Source organism: Rhodococcus sp. P1Y (genome assembly GCF_003641205.1).
In the GTDB taxonomy this organism is placed as follows: domain Bacteria; phylum Actinomycetota; class Actinomycetes; order Mycobacteriales; family Mycobacteriaceae; genus Rhodococcoides.
The window spans coordinates 2163145-2182237 of the sequence record NZ_CP032762.1; the positions used below are offsets into that span (position 1 = coordinate 2163145).

Annotated in this window: 18 protein-coding genes; 9 read left to right on the forward strand and 9 right to left on the reverse strand. The window is 63.6% G+C overall.

Features of this window, described 5'->3' with window-relative positions:
• Nucleotides 1-23: 23 nt before the first annotated feature.
• The 5 genes from D8W71_RS10115 to D8W71_RS10135 form a co-directional block, all read right to left on the reverse strand.
• The gene (locus tag D8W71_RS10115) at nucleotides 24-959 is read right to left on the reverse strand and encodes an AAA family ATPase (RefSeq protein ID WP_121113156.1); all 936 of its coding nucleotides are present in this window, start codon (nucleotides 957-959) and stop codon (nucleotides 24-26) included.
• Nucleotides 956-1792, reverse strand: a complete 837-nt coding sequence (locus D8W71_RS10120) for a mycofactocin-coupled SDR family oxidoreductase (RefSeq protein WP_121113158.1) — start codon at nucleotides 1790-1792, stop codon at nucleotides 956-958. Before D8W71_RS10120 ends, D8W71_RS10115 begins: the two co-directional genes overlap by 4 nt.
• Nucleotides 1789-2619: a mycofactocin-coupled SDR family oxidoreductase gene (locus D8W71_RS10125; protein ID WP_121113160.1), complete on the reverse strand. Its 831-nt coding sequence runs from the start codon at nucleotides 2617-2619 to the stop codon at nucleotides 1789-1791. The genes D8W71_RS10120 and D8W71_RS10125 overlap by 4 nt, the downstream gene beginning before the upstream one ends.
• Nucleotides 2620-2779: 160 nt before the next feature.
• Nucleotides 2780-3286, reverse strand: coding sequence for a GNAT family N-acetyltransferase (locus D8W71_RS10130; RefSeq protein ID WP_121118930.1), 507 nt, complete (start codon nucleotides 3284-3286; stop codon nucleotides 2780-2782).
• Between the two features lie 86 nt (nucleotides 3287-3372).
• Nucleotides 3373-4491 carry a flavin-containing monooxygenase gene (locus tag D8W71_RS10135; protein WP_201265311.1) on the reverse strand — a complete coding sequence of 373 codons (1119 nt, stop codon included), beginning with the start codon at nucleotides 4489-4491 and terminating at the stop codon, nucleotides 3373-3375.
• A 17-nt stretch (nucleotides 4492-4508) separates the two neighbouring features.
• Between D8W71_RS10135 and D8W71_RS10140 the strand changes: the two genes are divergently transcribed.
• The 4 genes from D8W71_RS10140 to D8W71_RS10155 all read left to right on the forward strand — a co-directional run bounded on the left by D8W71_RS10140 (nucleotide 4509) and on the right by D8W71_RS10155 (nucleotide 8139).
• Nucleotides 4509-5240 carry an enoyl-CoA hydratase gene (locus D8W71_RS10140; protein WP_121113162.1) on the forward strand — a complete coding sequence of 244 codons (732 nt, stop codon included), beginning with the start codon at nucleotides 4509-4511 and terminating at the stop codon, nucleotides 5238-5240.
• A complete protein-coding gene (locus D8W71_RS10145) occupies nucleotides 5237-6568 on the forward strand; it encodes an ammonium transporter (protein WP_121113164.1) in 1332 nt (443 codons plus the stop codon). The genes D8W71_RS10140 and D8W71_RS10145 overlap by 4 nt, the downstream gene beginning before the upstream one ends.
• 186 nt (nucleotides 6569-6754) lie before the next feature.
• Nucleotides 6755-7423 (forward strand): hypothetical protein, encoded by a 669-nt coding sequence (locus D8W71_RS10150; RefSeq protein WP_121113166.1) that lies wholly within the window; start codon nucleotides 6755-6757, stop codon nucleotides 7421-7423.
• A 95-nt stretch (nucleotides 7424-7518) separates the two neighbouring features.
• A complete protein-coding gene (locus D8W71_RS10155) occupies nucleotides 7519-8139 on the forward strand; it encodes an FHA domain-containing protein (protein WP_121113168.1) in 621 nt (206 codons plus the stop codon).
• Here the strand turns inward: D8W71_RS10155 and D8W71_RS10160 are convergent.
• Nucleotides 8122-9084 (reverse strand): alpha/beta fold hydrolase, encoded by a 963-nt coding sequence (locus tag D8W71_RS10160; RefSeq protein WP_121113170.1) that lies wholly within the window; start codon nucleotides 9082-9084, stop codon nucleotides 8122-8124. The genes D8W71_RS10155 and D8W71_RS10160 overlap by 18 nt on opposite strands.
• Nucleotides 9085-9317: 233 nt before the next feature.
• Here D8W71_RS10160 and shbA point away from each other — a divergent pair, with 233 nt between their 5' ends.
• The 4 genes from shbA to D8W71_RS10180 all read left to right on the forward strand — a co-directional run bounded on the left by shbA (nucleotide 9318) and on the right by D8W71_RS10180 (nucleotide 13887).
• The gene (gene shbA, locus D8W71_RS10165) at nucleotides 9318-9893 is read left to right on the forward strand and encodes an RNA polymerase sigma factor ShbA (RefSeq protein ID WP_121118934.1); all 576 of its coding nucleotides are present in this window, start codon (nucleotides 9318-9320) and stop codon (nucleotides 9891-9893) included.
• Nucleotides 9894-9938: 45 nt separating this feature from the next.
• Nucleotides 9939-10892: a hypothetical protein gene (locus tag D8W71_RS10170; protein ID WP_236077824.1), complete on the forward strand. Its 954-nt coding sequence runs from the start codon at nucleotides 9939-9941 to the stop codon at nucleotides 10890-10892.
• On the forward strand, nucleotides 10889-12160 hold the full coding sequence (locus D8W71_RS10175) for a methyltransferase family protein (protein WP_121113172.1): 1272 nt from the start codon (nucleotides 10889-10891) through the stop codon (nucleotides 12158-12160). The genes D8W71_RS10170 and D8W71_RS10175 overlap by 4 nt, the downstream gene beginning before the upstream one ends.
• 77 nt (nucleotides 12161-12237) lie before the next feature.
• The gene (locus D8W71_RS10180; RefSeq protein ID WP_121113174.1) at nucleotides 12238-13887 is read left to right on the forward strand and encodes a purine-cytosine permease family protein; all 1650 of its coding nucleotides are present in this window, start codon (nucleotides 12238-12240) and stop codon (nucleotides 13885-13887) included.
• Nucleotides 13888-13957: 70 nt separating this feature from the next.
• Here the strand turns inward: D8W71_RS10180 and D8W71_RS10185 are convergent, their stop codons facing one another.
• From D8W71_RS10185 to D8W71_RS10195, 3 genes are all read right to left on the reverse strand, one after another.
• Nucleotides 13958-14758: a crotonase/enoyl-CoA hydratase family protein gene (locus D8W71_RS10185; RefSeq protein WP_121113176.1), complete on the reverse strand. Its 801-nt coding sequence runs from the start codon at nucleotides 14756-14758 to the stop codon at nucleotides 13958-13960.
• Between the two features lie 154 nt (nucleotides 14759-14912).
• Nucleotides 14913-16838 carry a molecular chaperone HtpG gene (htpG, locus tag D8W71_RS10190; RefSeq protein WP_121113178.1) on the reverse strand — a complete coding sequence of 642 codons (1926 nt, stop codon included), beginning with the start codon at nucleotides 16836-16838 and terminating at the stop codon, nucleotides 14913-14915.
• A 55-nt stretch (nucleotides 16839-16893) separates the two neighbouring features.
• A complete protein-coding gene (locus D8W71_RS10195) occupies nucleotides 16894-17892 on the reverse strand; it encodes an ABC transporter substrate-binding protein (protein ID WP_121113180.1) in 999 nt (332 codons plus the stop codon).
• Between the two features lie 65 nt (nucleotides 17893-17957).
• On the opposite strand from D8W71_RS10195, the gene D8W71_RS10200 reads away from it, so the two are divergent.
• The gene (locus tag D8W71_RS10200; RefSeq protein WP_121113182.1) at nucleotides 17958-19058 is read left to right on the forward strand and encodes an MBL fold metallo-hydrolase; all 1101 of its coding nucleotides are present in this window, start codon (nucleotides 17958-17960) and stop codon (nucleotides 19056-19058) included.
• Nucleotides 19059-19093 lie beyond the last annotated feature (35 nt).

Genomic DNA, 19093 nt, shown 5'->3' on the forward strand with positions numbered 1-19093 from the left:
GGAGAGTCGGCTGGGACGGCTCTTCAACCGGGCGCTGCGGCGGCCGGCTTCAGTACGAAGTGATCCTGCCAGATCCCGTGCAGAATCTGCTCGGCCGTCAGGTCAGCGGTGCCGTCGAGGTGAATCCGGCCCGACAGAGCGACGTACAACGCGTCGAGCATCACCTGCCGGTAGTCCTCCGGCAGGTCCCGTGGCGGATCGATGTCGACGACTTCGGGAATGTGCACCTGGCGCAGGGACGCCAGTTGTTGCGCGACCAACGTCAGGTCGATTGCGCCGCGCACACTGCTGCCCTGCGTAATGTCCTCGTGCTCGCGAGTCGCGCGCGTGAGCGACACGGAATCCGCGATGAGCCGCATCGAGTCGGCTTCCGTGCGCAATGCGACGATCCCGCGCTCGGCTTCGGCATCCTGATAGCCGACGGCCAGCCGGCAGAGTCGATCGTGGACACTAGTCGAGAGTCGGGTGGTCCCGACGTTGTCGTACGGGTTCATCGACGCCACCACCCGGAACGTGGGCACCGCCTCGACGGTTCCCACCCGTGGAATAGCGATGCGCCGTTCGGCCATGGCAGTCAACAGTGTGTTCAGTGTGTCCTCGGGTGCGCGGTTGAATTCTTCCACGTACAGGAATCCACCGGTCCGCATCGCCTCGACGAGCGGACCTGGGACGAAGTTGTCCTCGCTGTAGTCTTCCCTCAGTACCCGAGAAGGGTTGTGATGTCCAACGATTCGAGCGGGGGTCAGATCTGCGTTGCCCTCGACGAACAGTAACGGGATACCCCACTCGGCCGTGATGGCCCCGAGCAAGGTGGATTTGCTGGTGCCGGGCGGACCTTCGATTAGAAGGTCCCGCCCAGCTGCGACCGCCGCCAGGAGTAGATCGAGCTCGCGATCCCGACCGACCAAACGGGTCGCGATGCGGCTGCGTACTTCCGTGATCGACAGTAGAGACGTCATTTGATCGTGTACCCCGCATCGACAGGAAGCGTTGCACCAGTGATGTATCGGGCTTCGTCGGAGACGAGGAACGCAATCGCGTTGGAGATGTCTATCGGTTCGACCCATGGGATCGGCAACGTGTTGGTCGTCGCAAAGATCGCCTCGGCCTTCTCCCTCGTCGGGTTCGGGTCGTCGGGCAGAAAGAGCCCCCATGTCTTGGGGTTCTGGATCATCACAGTGTCGACCCCCGTGGGGTGCACGGTGTTGACGCGGATACTGTGCTGTCCGAATTCGTTGGCAAGCGCGCGCATGATGCCGACGACACCGTGCTTGGTTGCGGTGTAGTGCACCGTGTTCGGCGTGCCTTTGAGTCCAGCGGTGGAACTGGTCAGCACGATCGACCCTCCTCGTCCGCCCGCGATCAGATGAGGCAGCGCGGCCCGGCACGTGTTCCAGACCCCGGTGAGATTGACGCCGATCATGTTCTGCCAAGCCTCGTCGGTGATGTCGAGAGCAGGTGCGATCTCGAAAACTCCGGCGTTGCCCAGGACGATGTCGAGGCGGCCGAGCTCGGCCACTCCGTCGTCGACGGCTTTCGTCAATGCCGCCGAATCACGAACATCGGCCTTGGTCGCGACGATGCGTCGATCGAGGGCCTCGACCTGCTGGACTGTTTCGGCCAGGTCTTCCTCCGTTGCGCCCGGATACATTTCGATGGTGTCGACTGGTCCGCAGAGGTCGACGGCGATGATGTCCGCGCCTTCCTGGGCCAGCCGGAGCGCATGGCTGCGGCCCTGGCTGCGCGCAGCTCCCGTGATGAATGCGACCTTGCCTTCGAGCTTTCCGGTCATTTGATCACCGATCCGGCGTCGACGGGAAGCTGGACACCTGTGATGTAGCGACCATCGTCGGAGACGAGGAAGGCAATGGCATTGGAGATATCGATCGGTTCGACCCATTCGATCGGTAGCGCGTTGAGCGTTTTGAATGCTGCGCCTGCATCCTCTTTCGTCGGGTTCGGTGTGTCCGGCAGAAATAGGTTGTATGTCGCCGAATTGTGGATCATGTCGGTGTCCACCGATGTGGGATGAACCGAGTTGACGCGAATGTTGAACGGTGCCAGCTCGTTTGCGAATGTCTTGACCAGTCCCACGACGCCATGTTTGGCAGCGACGTAGTGCGCGAGGTTGGCCATCCCCTTGATGCCTGCGGTCGAACTGGTGAGGACGATCGCGCCGCCTCGGCCGCCTGCCTTGAGGTGGGGGACCGCAGCGCGAACAGTCTTGAAGACGCCCGTGAGGTTGATGTCGATCATCTCATCCCAGACGTCGTCGGTGAGATCCTCGAGCGGGCCGAACGTGGCGATTCCGGCGTTGGCCAGGACGATGTCGAGGCGTCCGAGTTCGGCCACTCCGTCGTCGACCGCTTTCTTCAACTGTGCGGTGTCACGAACGTCGGCCTTCGACGCAACGATGCGTCGATCCAAGGCTTCGACCTGCTTGACCGTTTCGGCAAGGTCGTCCTCGGTGGCGAGCGGGTAGCCGACACTGTCGACCTGCTTGCAGATGTCGATCGCGATGATGTCGGCGCCCTCCTGCGCCAGTCTCAGAGCGTGGCTGCGGCCTTGGCCGCGCGCTGCTCCGGTGATGAATGCAACTTTCCCGTCGAGCTTTCCCATGATCGAACTTCCTTGGTCGATTCGAGTGAAATCTCCTACGAGCGCAGAATCGTTCGCCCGCTGGGCGTTCGAAATTCAGCGGCAGGATGTCCAAGGTGGAGGACATGAAAAGAAACCTATCTGACACTCAGTGCAGAAGTGGGCGATTTGCTTGAAGTTTCTATCTGTTACCGGAGGTCTCGAGTAAGAAGCGACGTTCACCCTCATGGTTGATCCCGTCGTCGATGCCGCCGTTGTTGCGAACAACCGCCACCGACGCGACGTTCTCGGGTTCGACGGTCAGCAGAGCTGTCTCGATCCCGAGAGCCGCGCACTTCGCCAATCCGAGTCGAAGCATCTGTGTTGCATGACCTTGCCGCTGCCAGGGGTATACGACGTGATAACCGATATGGCCGCCGCCTTCGTCGTCGGTAAGCCGGTGCCGAATGACGAGCGAGCCGATGTAGTACTCCCCGGACGTGAACCAGAAGAGCTCGGAAGGAACTCCCCATCGCTCGCGGATTCCGACGCGCTCTGCCACATAGGCGTCGAAGTCGATACTGGCCTCGGCAAGCCATGCGGTGTCGGACTCCCGATAGAGCATGTCCGCCTGTTCACCGACCAGATACGACGTCTTGACGGCAGTGCTCGGGGCGATCAGGGACGGTGGTACCGGAAGCGTGATCATCGACGTCACAGTACCGAGTCGGCGAACTTGTTCATGGCAGACAAAAGTGCACACCCCTTTCGCCTGCAAAGTAGAGACTCGGCGAGCTACCGAACGTCGAGCGTCTCCAGGAGCTCCGTCACAGCGGCTCGGCCTGCCCTGTTCGCGCCGATGGTGCTGGCCGAAGGTCCGTATCCGAGCAGGTGTACCCGATGGTCGGCGGCGACGCGTGTCGCGAGCCGACCGTCCATGACGATGCCGCCGCCGTGGCCGCGGAGCCGGAGCGGCGCCAAGTGGTCGAGAGCGCTGCGAAAACCGGTGGCCCACAGGATCACGTCTGCCTTCACCGTCGTTCCGTCGGCCCATCGAAGACCGTCGGGGACGATCTCGGTGAACATGGGGAGACGCGCTAACACGCCGCGATCGCGCGCAGCTTTCAGCCTGTCGGTCAGCAACAAGCCCGTCACCGACACGACCGACCCCGGCGGTAACCCAGCCCGCACCCGTTCCTCCACCATCGCGACCGCCGCGCGGCCTGCATCGGGACCGAAATCGGAGTCACGGAACTCCGGTTCGCGCCTGGTCACCCATGTCGTCGTCGTGACGAGCGAAATCTCGTCGAGCAATTGCACAGCCGAGATGCCGCCGCCGACCACCACGACATGCTGCCCGGCGAACTCGTCGGCGGACCGGTAGTCCTTCGTGTGAATCTGGCGACCGCGAAACGTCTCGGCTCCGGGATACCAAGGAATGAAAGGCTTTTCCCACGTTCCGGTGGCGTTGATCAGGCCCCGCGCCGACAGGATCACGTCGCCCGCTTCGACCCGAAACCGGGGCTCGCGATCGCACACGACGGTCACCGTCACCGGCCGCCTCACCCGTAGGTCGAACTTCTCCTCGTAGGCGGCGTAGTACTTGGGGACGGCCTCGGCCGCGATCACGCCGTCGGACGGCGTCTCGTCCAGAGTCTCCGCGAACTCCATGCCGGGGAGGTCGTGGACGCGGTTGACCGTGCTGAGCGTCAGCGACGGCCACCGATACTGCCAGGCTCCGCCAGGAGCGGGCGATCGATCGAGCATCACGAAGCCCCTCCCGGACTCCAACCCGGCCCGACGAAGGTGATAGCCCGCAGAGAGGCCCGCTTGTCCAGCGCCGATGACGGCCACGTCTGTCTCGATCACGGTCACCAGTAGATCAGCCCGCAGGTGACGGCTGACCGTACCCATGAGTAACGTCTGTCTGCATGATCGGACAGACCCGTGACGGCGACGTCGTCACCCTCGAACTTCAGCGTCCCGAGCGGCGCAACGCTCTGAACACCGAGCTGTGCGTGGCGCTGCGAGAAGGCATCGAGAATGCCGTCGCAGCGGACGCCCGGGTCATCGTGATCACCGGCCAGGGATCGAGTTTCTGCGCAGGCGCCGACCTGGGCGGCGACGACTTTCCCGAGGAGTTCCCCGAATCGTTGGAGCGGCTGCTTCGAGCGGTCGACGGCGCACCGATCCCCATCGTCGCGGCGATCAACGGCCCGGCTGTCGGAGCCGGGACGCAGCTCGCCATCGCCAGCGACCTTCGGGTCGTCGCCGACGGCGCATTCTTCGAGATTCCGTCGACACGCCTGGGTATCGCAGTGAACAACTGGACAATCAAGAGGTTGGCCTCGCTCGCCGGTGGCAGCGTGGCCAGAACCATCCTCATGGGTGGAGAGCGGCTCGACGCAGACCGCGCCTACGCGAGCGGCCTCGCCAACAAGCGGGGCGATCTCGCGGTTGCGCAGGAATGGGCGTCGGCGATCACCGAACTCGCGCCACTGGCGCTTCGCCATCTCAAGCTCGTGTTCAACGACGACGGCACCCAGGACGAGCCGACGACGGAACAATGGGTTGCGTTCGGGGCGGCATGGACGAGCGAGGACATGAAAGAGGCGCGCCTGGCCCGCAAAGAGAAGCGCAAGCCGAAATTTATGGGCCGGTGATCTCCGGGGCGCCCGATACGGGCGACACTGCGTGGCTGCTGGTCTGCACGGCACTGGTACTGCTGATGACGCCGGCACTCGCATTCTTCTACGGCGGCATGGTTCGTTCCAAGAGCGTGCTGAACATGATGATGATGAGCCTGTCGGCCATCGCCGTCGTGTGGTTGCTGTGGTTGCTCTTCGGATTCGGCATGGTGTTCGGCGACAACGTGGCCGGCGGGTGGATCGGGGACCCGCTACAGTTCGCCGGCCTGGGGGAACTGCTCGGCGGAACGTATTCGGGCGACGAGATTTCGATCCCGCTCGTCGGTACTGTTCCCGCTCTCGTATTCGCCGCTTTCCAAGCGGGTTTCGCCATGGTCACCGTCGCACTGATTTCGGGTGCGGTGGCCGATCGCATGCGTTTCGTGCCGTGGGTGATCTTCGCGGCACTGTGGGCGACGCTGGTGTACTTTCCGGTCGCGCACTGGGTCTTCTCGTTGGACGGACTCACCTCCGCGTCCGGTGGATGGATCTCGAACAAGCTGGGGGCCATCGACTTCGCCGGTGGGACCGCTGTCGAGATCAATGCGGGCATGGCAGGCCTCGTGCTCGCGCTCGTCGTCGGAAACCGTCGGGGATGGCCGCGCGAAGCGATGCGCCCGCACAACTTGCCTGCCGTCATGCTCGGTGCCGGACTCCTGTGGTTCGGATGGTTCGGGTTCAATGCCGGATCCGCTCTGGCGGCTGACGGTGTGGCGGCTGTCGCCTTGGTCAACACCCTCGGCGCGGGTGCCATGTCCATGGCGGCGTGGCTCGTCGTAGAGAAGATTCGTGACGGCAGGGCCACCTCGTTCGGCGCGGCATCGGGCGTCGTGGCTGGGCTCGTCGCAATCACACCGTCGTGCACCGCCGTCACACCTATCGGCGCGGCCGTGATCGGGATCGCTGCAGGTGCGTTGTGCGCGTTGGCGATCGGGCTGAAATACCGCTTCGGCTACGACGATTCTCTCGATGTCGTCGGCGTCCACCTCGTCGGCGGTATCGTCGGCACCCTCTTGATCGGTATGTTGGCGAGCTCCGAGATGCCGGCCGGAGTCGACGGTCTGCTGTACGGGGGAGGACTCCATCAGCTGTGGGTCCAATTCGTCGCCGTGGTGGTCGTGATGGCGTACACGGGAGTGGTCACGGCACTCATCGCGTTCGCGATCAAAGCGGTCATGGGCGTGCGAGCCGATGCTCAGCACGAGGCCGATGGCCTCGACGAACACGAGCACGCGGAGTCGGCCTACGACTTCGCCGCCTCGCACGGTGGGTCGAACGGGCCAGGGTTGTTCGGCAAGAAGTAGGGTGCCCGTTACGAGCTCTTGAATGTCCGAATTCCGTTCTGTCCGTTACGGGTAGAGATGCTGCAATGTTAACCCTCCGGTCGTGTTCTGTGCCCCGCGCGGCCAGTGTTCGGTCCTTTTCGCCGACGTATCTTTGCCCGGCGCCCGAATGGGTGCGGCATACGCATACACCGGAAGACGGGGAACATGAAGATCGGAAAATTCGCAGCAACGTCTGCATTGGTCATCGCAGCAATGACGACCGCGATGGGGACGTCCTATGCGGACCCGGCACCAGCACCCGCTCCCGTGGGCTGGAACGTCACCGCCGCTGGCCAGCAGGTCATCGTCGACACCTCCGCGGGCACGCTGAGCAACGAGAACAACCACCTCGTCGTCCGTGACGCCGGTGGCGCACTTGTCGATTCGGTGCCGCTGACCATCGCGTTCGAGGGCCTCGCGCACCCGGTCGCTGCAGAGATCGAGGGCAACCACGCTGTTCTGACGGCCGACGTTTCGCCTGCCGCTGCGACGCCTGTCTCGACCCAGTTGCCGGGTCTGCAGCAGGTCGATCTTCCGGCCGCGGTCGCAGGTGTCAAGGACAACCTCAGCTTGACTGCTTCGGTCGGCGGGTTCCTCGGTGCCGCAACAGGAATCGTCGGCGGATGCCTTCTCGGCGGACTCGCTGCCGGCGTCGTCTCGGCACCCGCGGCACTGCTGTTCGGTGCGGGTCCGATCGCGGGATGCATCGGCGGCGCACTGCTGCTCGGCTCCACCGCTTCGCTCGCCGGTACCGCCATCGGCGGACTCGGTGCGATCGCTGCCAACGCAGGTCCCTTCATCGCCCTGCTCAACGCACCGCCCGTGAAGAAGTAACACCGCTTTCACTGAAATCGGCCCCGCTCGCGCAGTTCGCGAGCGGGGCCGATTTTCGCGGTTATGATGACCTCTACCTGTCGGAGGGAGGGGACGTGACACCGCCCGAAGAGCCGCGTCTGCAGTACACCGACGTCGACGGCACACGGTGCGAGATTCCGTTGTCGCCCGCCGGTGAGCGCTACACACTGGGACGATCGACGCATGCCGACGTCTCGTTTCCCGGCGACAGCGAGGTGTCGCGACTACACGCGGCCGTGGAATGGATGAGCGGGCACTGGACCATCGTCGACGACGGACTCTCGCGCAACGGTACCTACGTGGGCGGCGACAGACTGACGGGAAGACGACGGCTGCGGCACGGTGACACCATCAGAATCGGATCGTCGCTGCTCACGTTCCATGATCTTGCGGGAGTCGGGGACGAAGCAACCAGAATCGCCGCCGAGATGCCGAGCTCCAGATCGCTTACCGACACACAGCGCGGGGTTCTCGTCGCTCTGTGCAGACCGTACAAGCACAACGCCACGTTCGCGAACCCGTCGTCGAATCAGCAGATCGCGGGAGAACTCTTCCTCAGCGTCGACGCCGTCAAGACGCATCTGCGCGTTCTGTTCGCCAAGTTCGGCGTCGAGGACCTCCCGCAAAACGTCAAGCGCGTCCGATTGGCCGAGCGGGCCTTGCAGAGCGGCGTGATCTCACAGCGCGACCTCTAGCTGCGCTGTGAGATGCGTGCGACCTGTGAGATCCCTCCGAGCTGTGAGGCCCGTTTGTGCCACGAGAGTGGCGATGGCATCGGCGACGTCGGCGGCGCGCTCGAGAATGACCATGTGACCTGCGTTCTCGACGGTGACCAGGCGGGCTGCAGGTAGGCAGTCGGCGATCGCCTGCGAATGCCTGGGCGGCGTCATCAGATCGTCCGACCCGCAGAGCACCATCGTCGGGACCACGGCCAGAGCCGGCAAGGACTTCGACTCGTCGAATTCGTGCAGTGAACCGAGAAAGCCTGCCATCGTCACCACGGACGTCTCGTTGAGCATTGCGGACGCCAATGCGACGACGCGGGGACTCACTCTGCGCGATCCGCAGCCGGCTGCGCGCACGATCGGCGCACAGATTCCCCTGCTCAAGCGCTTGGATGTGCTCATGACGCGCGGTGCGCGCCGAACAACGGATCGGAACATCGAGACCACCGGGTGCGCGAGGCAGGAGCCGAGGCCCTCCTCGGCGATACCGTGGGCCGCTGTCGCAACCAGGCCCACCCCGACCAGGCGTCCTCCCAGCTCACCGAGGTGCTGCCGCACGAAGGACATGATCGTCATGCCGCCCATCGAATGACCCACGACGACGTAGCGTCCGGTAGGGACCATGGTGCGCACGACGGCTCCGAGATCGCGCCCGAGCTGTTCGATCGTGTAGGAATCGGTGGCCGCTGCCTCGGACGCACCGTGCCCGCGGTGGTCGTAGAACACCATGCGAACGTCGTCGCCCCACGTGCGCTGCAGGTGGCTACGGACGTCGAACCACGACTCTTTGGCCAGGCAGTGCCCGTGGGTGAAGACGACGGTCATCGGGGCGTCGGGCGCGCCGGTTTCGTACACGGCGAGGGCTGTGCCGTCGTCCGTGACGACGGTGCTTCGTCCATGGTTCCGATAGTTCATGGTCGTCTCCGATGCTGCCTGCAGATGTGTAAGGAGTTTCGTCTGCGCTGGTCCTGGCGTTACTCCCCTTGAATCATCCGGTCTCGTGGAAGTAGTGCGACCCTCCCCGAGGGGTGGCGTGCCGCTGCCGAGGGGGTGGGTTCTTTCACCCTGAGGTGGGTACCGGCCAAACCGAGGACGCCGCAGGATCGAATCACACACAAGGCGCAGGGCGAGCCAAGGAGGACATGGCGATGACGGAGATCGACATCGTGGAGATGCTTCAGACGCGGGTTCCCCTGGCCGTGGGCGGGGACAAAGCGGCGCTGTCCGACGTGATCGCATTGGTCCGACCGAAGTTGAAGCGTTACTGCGCAACACGTTTGATCAATTCGGAGGTCGCGCCCGACGATGTCGTACAGGACGTGTGCTTGGCGCTCGTGTCTGCGATCCCCAAGTACCGTGATCTCGGTAAACCGTTCATGGCCTTCGTCTACGGCATTGCAGCGCACAAGCTGGCCGATGCGGGCCGAAAAGCCTCACTGCGCCGCGCTTATTCGCTCGATATGGTGACCGAGGAGCCGTTCACCGCCGATTCTCCCGAGGTACACGCAATCGAGGGCGAATTTCGGAGCCATGCACAGGCTTTGATGAACACCCTCCCACCGAGGCACCGGAAGATCGTGCTGATGCGCGTGGTGTGGGGGATGACAGCACCGCAGACAGGTCGCGCCCTCGGTATGAGCGCCGGTGCAGTGCGCGTCGCGCAGCATCGAGCGATGAATCAGTTGCGCGCAGAATTGACCAACTTCTCCCTGCTCACTGCATGAAGACCCGGAGAGAGTAACGATCGGTCGGTGTGCTTCGCTCTTCCCATGGAGCACGGCGACGAGGTCGAATCGGGTCCGGTGAAGCGGAAGCCCACGTCCGCTCAATACATTCTCGTGGGCATTGTCCTGGCGTTCGCGGCCGCCGTGTTCGTCAGATATGTGCTGCAAGAAACCGGCACGACGCAGTCGGCAGCGTTCTACGTAGGAATTCCTGCGGTCATCGCCGTTGTCGTCGTGCTTTCGGCCCCCAGTCGCAGCGCTGTGGGAATCGTCATGAAGGTGATCACGGTTCTGCTGCTGATGTCGATGATGCTGCTGGGCGAAGGCTTCATCTGCGTCATTCTGGCGGCGCCGATCTTCTATCTGGTCGGTGCGATCGTCGCCGTGGCGGTGGACAAGGTACGTAGACACGACGGTCTGAAAGTGATGGCGATTCCCGTGCTCGTCGTGCTGGCGTCGATGGAGGGCGTCGTACCTGCGACGACCTTGCCCGGCGCCACGACCGTGTCTGCGCATCGGGTGGTCGCGGCGAGTCCTGCTGCTGTCGAGTCGGCCTGGGAACGGCCCGTGAATTTCGACGCCGACCTGCCTGGTGTGTTGAGCTGGGGGTTTCCGCAGCCGTTGAACGACAGCGGCGGTGCATTCGACGTCGGTGCGCGCCGCACTGTCGCGTTCTCGGGTGCGCATCATCGGCTTCCTTTTCTGTCCGAGCATCATTGGGGAGAGGACTCGACCGAGCTGACCTTCGAAGTCGAAGGCCGTACACCGAATTCAGCGCGACTGCGTGTTGTCGACGACTCCACGCCCATCGCGTCGTGGTTGACCTGGAACGTCGCCGATATCAGCTGGCACACAGTCGATCCCTCGCATACCGCCGTCGAGCTCGACCTGTCCTACACCCGAGAACTGGCACCCGCGTGGTACTTCGGGCCGATCGAGAAGTTCGTCGCCGAGCGAGCCGCGGCATATCTCCTCGATTCGCTCGACTTGCCGCGGTGAACCACCAGACTGGCCTGTCGATCGAGGTGCTTCGCTCCGGTGCGGTACTGGTGCCGATCGTGGTCACCGGCGGGTTGTGGCTCACTGCGACGCCGAGGGTCAAGGGCGCTGCGTTTCTCGCGCTGCTGTGGAACTTCCTGACTTTGCTTCTGGTGAATGCGCTTGCAGTGCAGCAGCATTGGTGGAGCTTCGGAACCGACGGCCTGATGTGGGCAGCGGTGCCCGTTGACGTGATTCTGGGATGGGCGGCGTTGTGGGGAGCGGTACCGATCCTGCTGATGCAATGGATCAGACCGCCGCTGACGGTCGGAGTTCTCGTGGCTGCGGACGTTGTTGCCATGGGAAGTCTGCAGCCGCTGGTCGAATTGACGTCGACGTGGTGGTGGGGCGAGCTGAGTGCGGTCGTGTGTGCGTTGATCCCCGGCGTGGTTCTCGGTGTCTCGACCGCGGCGGAGCGCGCGCTTCGCGTGCGGGCGAGCATGCAGGTTGTTCTGTTCGGCGCCGTGCTCGGGTTCGGCATCCCGACAGTGGCGTTCGAGGTCGACGGACTCGGCTGGTTCGACCGGATCCGCGACGTGGGCGGTGTGCTCGACTCGGTGATGATTCAGATCGGGGTGGTGATCGCGATCGTCGCGCTGCGCGCCGTTGCCGATTTCGCAGCTGTCGGGGGAGGAACCCCCTACCCGTGGGATCCTCCGAAGAAGCTGGTGACCACCGGTCCGTACGCGTACGTAGCCAACCCCATGCAGATATCCGCGGTTGCCCTGTTGCTGATCGCTGCCGTGGTGTTTCGTGAACCCGTCATCGCCGCCGCGGCGGTCGTCGGCGCGGCATTCAGTGCGGGTCTTGCGGCCTGGCACGAGCACGAGCAACTGTCGGAGCGGTTCGGTTCGGCGTGGATCGACTATCGCGCGTCGGTGCGGGACTGGATTCCGCGATGGTCACCCACCGCGGAGGCGTCGGGCACGCTGTACGCGTCGGTCACCTGCGACCCCTGCTCGACGGTCGGGCCGTGGTTCGAGCGGACCGAACCGGTCGGACTCGTCGTTCGGCCTGCCGAGGATCACCCCGACGAATTGCGCCGGATCCAGTATGAGGGGGCGGTCACGCTCACCGGGACACGTGCGATCGGCGGGGCGCTGGAACACGTATCCCTCGGGTGGGCGCTTCTTGGCTGGATCATGCGCGCGCCGATTCTCGGCTGGTTCCTTCAGTTGCTGGTAGATGCCTCGGGTGGGGGTCCGCGACGGCTAGCAGCGCCCGATTAATCCTGTTTGTCGGTCTGCGTAACAGCACCTGTACTTTGCGTGACGTGGGCGACACGTGACGCTTCTACCTTCTTCCCATGACCGCTGTGCAGCCCGCGCCGACAGATACGGCACTGAAGGAAACGCTAGAGGACTACACGCTGCGCTTTGCGCCGCGTAGCTACCGCAAGTGGGGCACAGGCGTCGTCGCCACGTCCGCACTGGGCGGAATCGCCTACCTCGCCGACTTCGCGATCGGCGCCAACATCGGCATCTCCTACGGCACCGGCAATGCTCTGTGGGGCATCCTCGTGTTCGCCGTCGTCATCTTCCTGACGGGTCTGCCCTTGGCGTACTACGCGGCCCGGTACAACATCGACCTCGATTTGATCACGCGTGGAAGCGGATTCGGATACTACGGGTCTGTCGTCACCAATGTCATCTTCGCGACTTTCACCTTCATCTTCTTCGCGCTCGAAGGCTCGATCATGGCGCAGGGCCTGGAACTGGGTCTGAACATTCCACTGCCGATCGGGTATGCGGTGTCGACCCTGATGGTGATTCCGCTGGTGATCTACGGCATGAAAGCGCTTGCGAAACTGCAGGTCTGGACGACGCCGTTGTGGCTCGTACTGATGGTGCTTCCGTTCGTCTACCTCGTCTTCAGTCACCCTGATTCCGTCGGCGAATTCTTCGCGTTCGGTGGTCAGGACGGTGCCGACGGCAAGGGCGTCAACTTCGGGTCCGTCATGCTCGCCGCAGGTGTGTGTCTGTCGCTGATCGCGCAGATCGCCGAGCAGATCGATTACCTGCGATTCATGCCGCCCAAGACCCCTGAGAACTCGCGACGGTGGTGGACGGCAGTGCTTCTCGCCGGACCGGGTTGGGTCATCTTCGGCGCAATCAAACAGGTCGTCGGATTGTTCCTCGCGGTGTACCTCATCGCCAACGTCGCGGACGGCGCATCCATCGCCAACGAACCGGTGCATCAGTTCCTCGAGATCTACGAGAACTTCATGCCTGGCTGGCTGGCCATGACGCTCGCCGTGATCCTCGTGGTCATCAGCCAGATCAAGATCAATGTCACCAACGCGTATTCGGGCTCGCTTGCCTGGACCAACTCGTACACCCGCATCACCAAGACGTACCCGGGGCGCATGGTCTTCGTACTGTTCAACCTTGCGATCGCATTGATCCTGATGGAAGCCAACATGTTCAGCTTCCTCAACGACATCCTCGGGTTCTACGCGAACTGCGGTATCGCCTGGATCGCCGTGGTGGCGTCGGACATCGTGTTCAACAAGTACATCCTGAAGCTCTCGCCCAAGGTGCCCGAGTTCCGGCGGGGCATGCTGTACAACTTCAACCCTGTTGGGTTCGTGTCCATGCTGGTCGCGGCAGGCTTGTCGATCCTGGTGTTCTTCGGGGGCTTCGGCGATGCAATCAAGCCCTACTCTCCGATGGTCGCACTGGTTCTGGCAATCGTGTTGCCGCCCGTGATCGCTGTGGCAACCAAGGGTAAGTACTACCTCCGGCGCACCGACGACGGAATCGACCTGCCCATGTTCGACGAGCACGGGAACCCGTCGGACGAAACACTGCTGTGCCACGTATCCGGCATGGAGTTCGAGCGGCCCGACATGATCCGCTCCAACAAGATCGGGTCGGAAGGGGAGATTCTCTACATCAGCTCGCTGTCACTCAGTACGGACAAGACCGGCGAGCATATTCTGCCGGAACAGAAGTAACCTAGTGGCATGGTTGTGGCCCTGTAGGGCACTCAACCATGCCACTAGGCGTTTACCGGCCGGCCAGCGTTTACCGGCCCTCGAAATTCGGATCGCGGCGCTCGAGCATGGCATTGACGGCCTCGGTGTGATCGGCGGTGGTGTGCGCGATGGCCTGGTAGGCGGCCGATAGTTCGAGCAGTGACTCCAGGCTCTGATGTTGGCCCTCACGCAGTAGCTTCTTGGTCATCCGCAGGACCTGGGGTGGATTTACGGCGACTCGATCGGCTAGAGCGTGTGCTGCGGTGAGCAGGGTTTCGGGTTCGACGACCTGCGATACCAGTCCCCAGTCGAGCGCGGTCGCGGCATCGATCGCTTCGCCGGTGAAGGCCATTTCGCTCGCTCGCGCCATGCCGACCGCGCGGGGGAGAAGCCACGCGCCGCCGTCGCCGGGGATGATGCCGACCTTGACGAAGCTCTCGGCGAACTTCGCTGTCGTCGAGGCAATTCGAAGGTCGCACATCAGCGCCAGATCGCATCCGGCCCCGATTGCGGCACCGTTAACGGCTGCGATCGTCGGAATCTCGCAGTGGTACAACGCCTTCGGGATGCGTTGGATGCCGTGGCGGTACCCTTGTCGCAGCTCAGCCGGGCTACCGCCGAACATGCCCTGCTTGTCGCGCATGTGCTTGACGTTGCCACCGGAGGAGAACGCGGATCCGGCACCGGTGAGGATCGCGACTCGGATGCTGGGATCGCGGTTGGCTGCCGCTACGGCGTCTTCCAGCGCATCGATTGTGTCGCCCTCGGAGATCGGATTGCGCGCCTCGGGGTTGTTCAGGGTCCAGACGACGACGTCGCCGCGCCTGTCGATCAAGAGTGTGTCGGTCATTCCTACAGTGCAACACGCTGCGGTTCCGAAGAGGACGAGGCGCGCACCACCTTCCGGTGTCTGTGGACCACCAACCCGCGCCGATCATCACGCGCCAGTGGCATGGTTAAGTGCCCCAGAGGGCGCTTAACCATGCCACTGGCGGCGGAGCCGCCTACACCGTCCTGGTCAACCGATCAGCCAGCAACCGTGAGAACTTAGCCGGATCCTTGAGCTCGGTGCCCTCGGCGAGAAGAGCCGTCGCATAGAGCAATTCGGCCGTTTCTGCCAGATTGGGATCGTCGCTGCGATCCTCGCGAGCCTTCTTGAGCCCGGTCACCAGATCGTGCGTCGGGTTGAGTTCGAGGATGCGCTTGGACGTCGGAACGAACTGGCCCGACGCCTTGTACATCTTCTCCAGCTGCGGGGAGAAGCTGAATTCATCGCCGACGACGCACGCGGGCGAGGTGGTCAGACGGGTGGACAAGCGAACCTCCTTGACGTCTTCGCTCAACGTCTCGGTCAGCCACTTCAGTAGCTCCTCGTAGTCCTTGTCCTGCTCCTCGCGCTTGGACTCGGCTTCTTTCTTCTCTTCCTCGGTGTCCAGGTCGACCTCGCCCTTCGAGATGGACTGGAACGACTTTCCGTCGAACTCGGGGACGTTGCCGACCCACACCTCGTCGACCGAGTCCGTCAGCAGCAGGACCTCGATGCCGCGGGCCTTGAACGCCTCCATGTGCGGGGAGCTTTCGATCTGCTGACGAGATTCACCCGTCATGTAGTAGATCTGCTCCTGTCCGTCCTTCATCCGATCGACGTACTCGGCGAGGGTGGTCACGCCCTCCTCGCTGTTGGTCGAGGCGAACGACGACACGGTCAGCAGGGTCTCGCGATTGTCCGAGTCGGAGATCAGGCCTTCCTTGAGCGCCTTGCCGAACTGCGACCAGAAGGTGGCGTACTTCTCGGCGTTCTCGCTCTGCAGTTCCTTGATCGTCGAGAGAACCTTGCGCGTCAGGCGCCGGCGGATTGCGCGAATCTGCCTGTCCTGCTGCAGGATCTCGCGAGAGACGTTGAGGGAGAGGTCGGCTGCGTCGACCACGCCCTTGACGAACCGCAGGTATTCCGGCAACAGCTCCTCGGAATCGTCCATGATGAAGACGCGCTTGACGTAGAGGTGCACGCCGCCCTTGCCCTCGCGCATGAACAGGTCGAATGGTGCCTGCGACGGAATGAACAGCAGCGCTTGGTATTCGAAGGTGCCCTCGGCCTTGAACGGGATGACCTCGAGGGGCTCGTCCCACGCATGGCTGACGTGCTTGTAGAACTCCTTGTACTCCTCGTCGGACACCTCGTCCTTCGAGCGAGTCCACAGCGCCTTCTGCGAGTTGACGGTCTCCGTCTCGATGGTGACGGTGTCCTCGCCGCCCTCTTCCTCGGACTTGACCCGCTTCTCGACGTCGATGCGAATGGGCCACGCGATGAAGTCGGAGTACTTCTTGACCAGTTCTTTGACTTTGCGCTCGTTGGCGTAATCGTGGAGATGGTCCTCTTCATCGGCCGGCTTGAGATGAAGCGTCACCGAGCTGCCCTGCGGTGCATCGTCGACGTCCGAGATCTCGTAGGTGCCCTCACCCGACGATTCCCACCGAGTGGCGGTGGACTCCCCGGCCTTGCGCGTGAGAAGCGAGACCTTCTCGGCGACCATGAACGTCGAGTAGAAGCCGATACCGAACTGGCCGATCAGCTCCTCCGACGCCGCGGCGTCCTTGGCTTCCTTCAGCTTCTTGCGCACCTCGGCGGTGCCGGACTTGGCCAGCGTGCCGATGAGGTCGATGACCTCCTCGCGCGACATGCCGATGCCGTTGTCACGGATGGTCAGCGTCCGCGCCTCTTTGTCGATGTCGAGCTCGATGTGTAGGTCGGAGACATCGACGTCGAGGTCCTTGTTTCGGTAGGACTCGAGTCGCAGCTTGTCGAGCGCGTCGGATGAATTGGACACGAGCTCTCGAAGGAAGCTGTCTTTGTTGGAGTAGATGGAGTGAACCATCAGGTCCAAGAGCTGGCGCGTCTCGGCCTGAAATTCCCGCTGTTCGGTGGTCATGAGTGTGTGCGATCTCCTTCTAGGGCAAAACCGTCGCAGAAATTGTAGTGCAAGGTTACTTCTGCGCGGCGGCGTCCAGCCGGGGGACTATCTCGTCCAGGGCCCAGCCGAGACTCAGTGGAGATGGGAACGCGATCGATTGTGCCTGCGTCGGTGACAGCTCCACGACGGCGCCCCGGACGAGAGCAGGTAGTGCCGCCGCAGCAGGCCTTGCGGCAAGCTCCTCGACCGTGCCCGGACGCCCGGTTGCGATCACCACGTCGGCGTCCGTCTGGGACAGGAGCTCGTAGCTGATCTGCGCACGACCGGGGATGGTGCTCACCGGTTGCGACGTCGCGAACTCGGTCGGCGCCATCCCCAACTGGTCGAGGAAGCTCGCCCCGGCGTCCTGAGACGAGTTGACCACGTACACCGACTCGGCCGTGGGTCCGACGAAGAACGTGAAGCGCTTTCCATCCAGCGCGCCGTTCTGCTGGGCGGCGTCTGCAATGCGCGATTCGGTGTCGCCGACGACCTGCTCACCTTTCTCGGACTTCCCGAGTGCAGCGGCAACCGTGGTCGTGGCGCTCTGCCAGGTCTCCGAAGACGGGGTGTCTGCGAAGTGCACTACGGGGGCGACCTGCGAAAGCTGCTCGTACGTTCGATCCAGGTTGAACGCCTTCGTCGCGACGATGAGGTCGGGTTGCAACGCGGCGATCTCCTCGACGGAGACGCCGCCGTCGGTGCCGTCCCAGACGGGCGGCAAGTCGCCCGCCCCGACGGCGCTTTCGAACCAGGGCTGATAGCCCGAGTCGGTCTGCGCCTTCTGGACCGAGATCGGCGTTACGCCGAGTGAGAACACGATATCGGCGTCGGTCCAGGTCAGCGCGACCACACGGTTCGGCTGCTCCGTAATCTCGGCGGAACCGAGCGCGCCGGGCACCGACACGGGAAAAGCGCTGCTCGACGGAGGTGTGCCGGGCTCGACCGGAGTGCGCTCGGTCGAGCAGGCAACGACGGACAGGAGCGCAACCGAGGCGGTTGCGACTACGGCAGCGCAGCGGCGAAGGTTCATGAGGGCAGCCTAACGATCGTCCGAGCGCGCTGCCCGACCACTTCGGCTGACCTACTCTGGCGGGGGTGACGAACTCGAAGATCGTGCCGATCGCCCTCGGGCTTGCAGGTGCCGCGTGGTTGGCACGAGCGACATGGGGACTGCCCGCTCAGATCGGTGCGACGAGCGCCAAGATCGCACCGTATGCGGGTGCGTCGTCGCGCTATCGCAATCGACGGTTCCACAACACCGAGGCCAGTTCGAGCTTCACCGGCGGCGGCGACGAGTCCATTCTGGTGTCCTTCCTCAAGCGTCGGGCTCAGGGGAAACCGCAGCAACCGATTCCTCTTGCGCCGCACATCGCGCCGGTCGACGCCGGGGAAACCGCCGTTACCTGGTACGGCCATTCGTCGGTGCTCATCGAACTCGACGGACGGCGCATTCTTGCCGACCCGGTATGGAGCTACCGTGTATCGCCGTCGCAAACCGTCGGACCGTCGCGCCTTCATCCGACACCGGTGCCGCTCGATGCACTGCCGCAGGTCGACGCGATCGTCATCTCGCACGATCACTACGACCACCTCGACAAGGCGACGATTCAGACTCTGGCGAGCCTGCAGAGCGCGCCGTTCGTCGTCCCGATCGGCATCGGCGCACATCTGCGGCACTGGCGAATTCCCGAGGACCGCATCATCGAACTCGACTGGGACGAGCAGACCGAGGTAGCTGGCCTCACCATCACCTGCACCGAGGCCAGGCACTTCTCCGGCCGTGGGCTCAAGCGCGACCTGACGCAGTGGGCGTCGTGGGCATTCGCAGGTCCGGAGCACCGCGTGTTCTTCGGCGGCGACACCGGCTACACCGTCAAGTTCGCCGAAATCGGCGCCAAGTACGGGCCGTTCGATCTGACGTTGCTGCCGGTCGGCGCCTACGACCCGCGGTGGGCCGACATTCACATGAACCCCGAGGAAGCCGTCCGTGCGCACGGCGATCTAGGAGGCAACGTGTTGGTACCGGTTCACTGGGCGACGTTCAATCTGGCGTTCCACCCGTGGTCGGAGCCGATCGTGCGCTTGAAGGCTGCGGCCGAGAACGTCGGGGTGACGACGGTTGTCCCGATGCCTGGCCAGCGAATCGACGCCTCTCGCGGCGCGGTCGACGATCGATGGTGGGCACGACTCGGGTGAGGCCCGATTAGGCAGGAGTGGAGCCTGCGGAATGA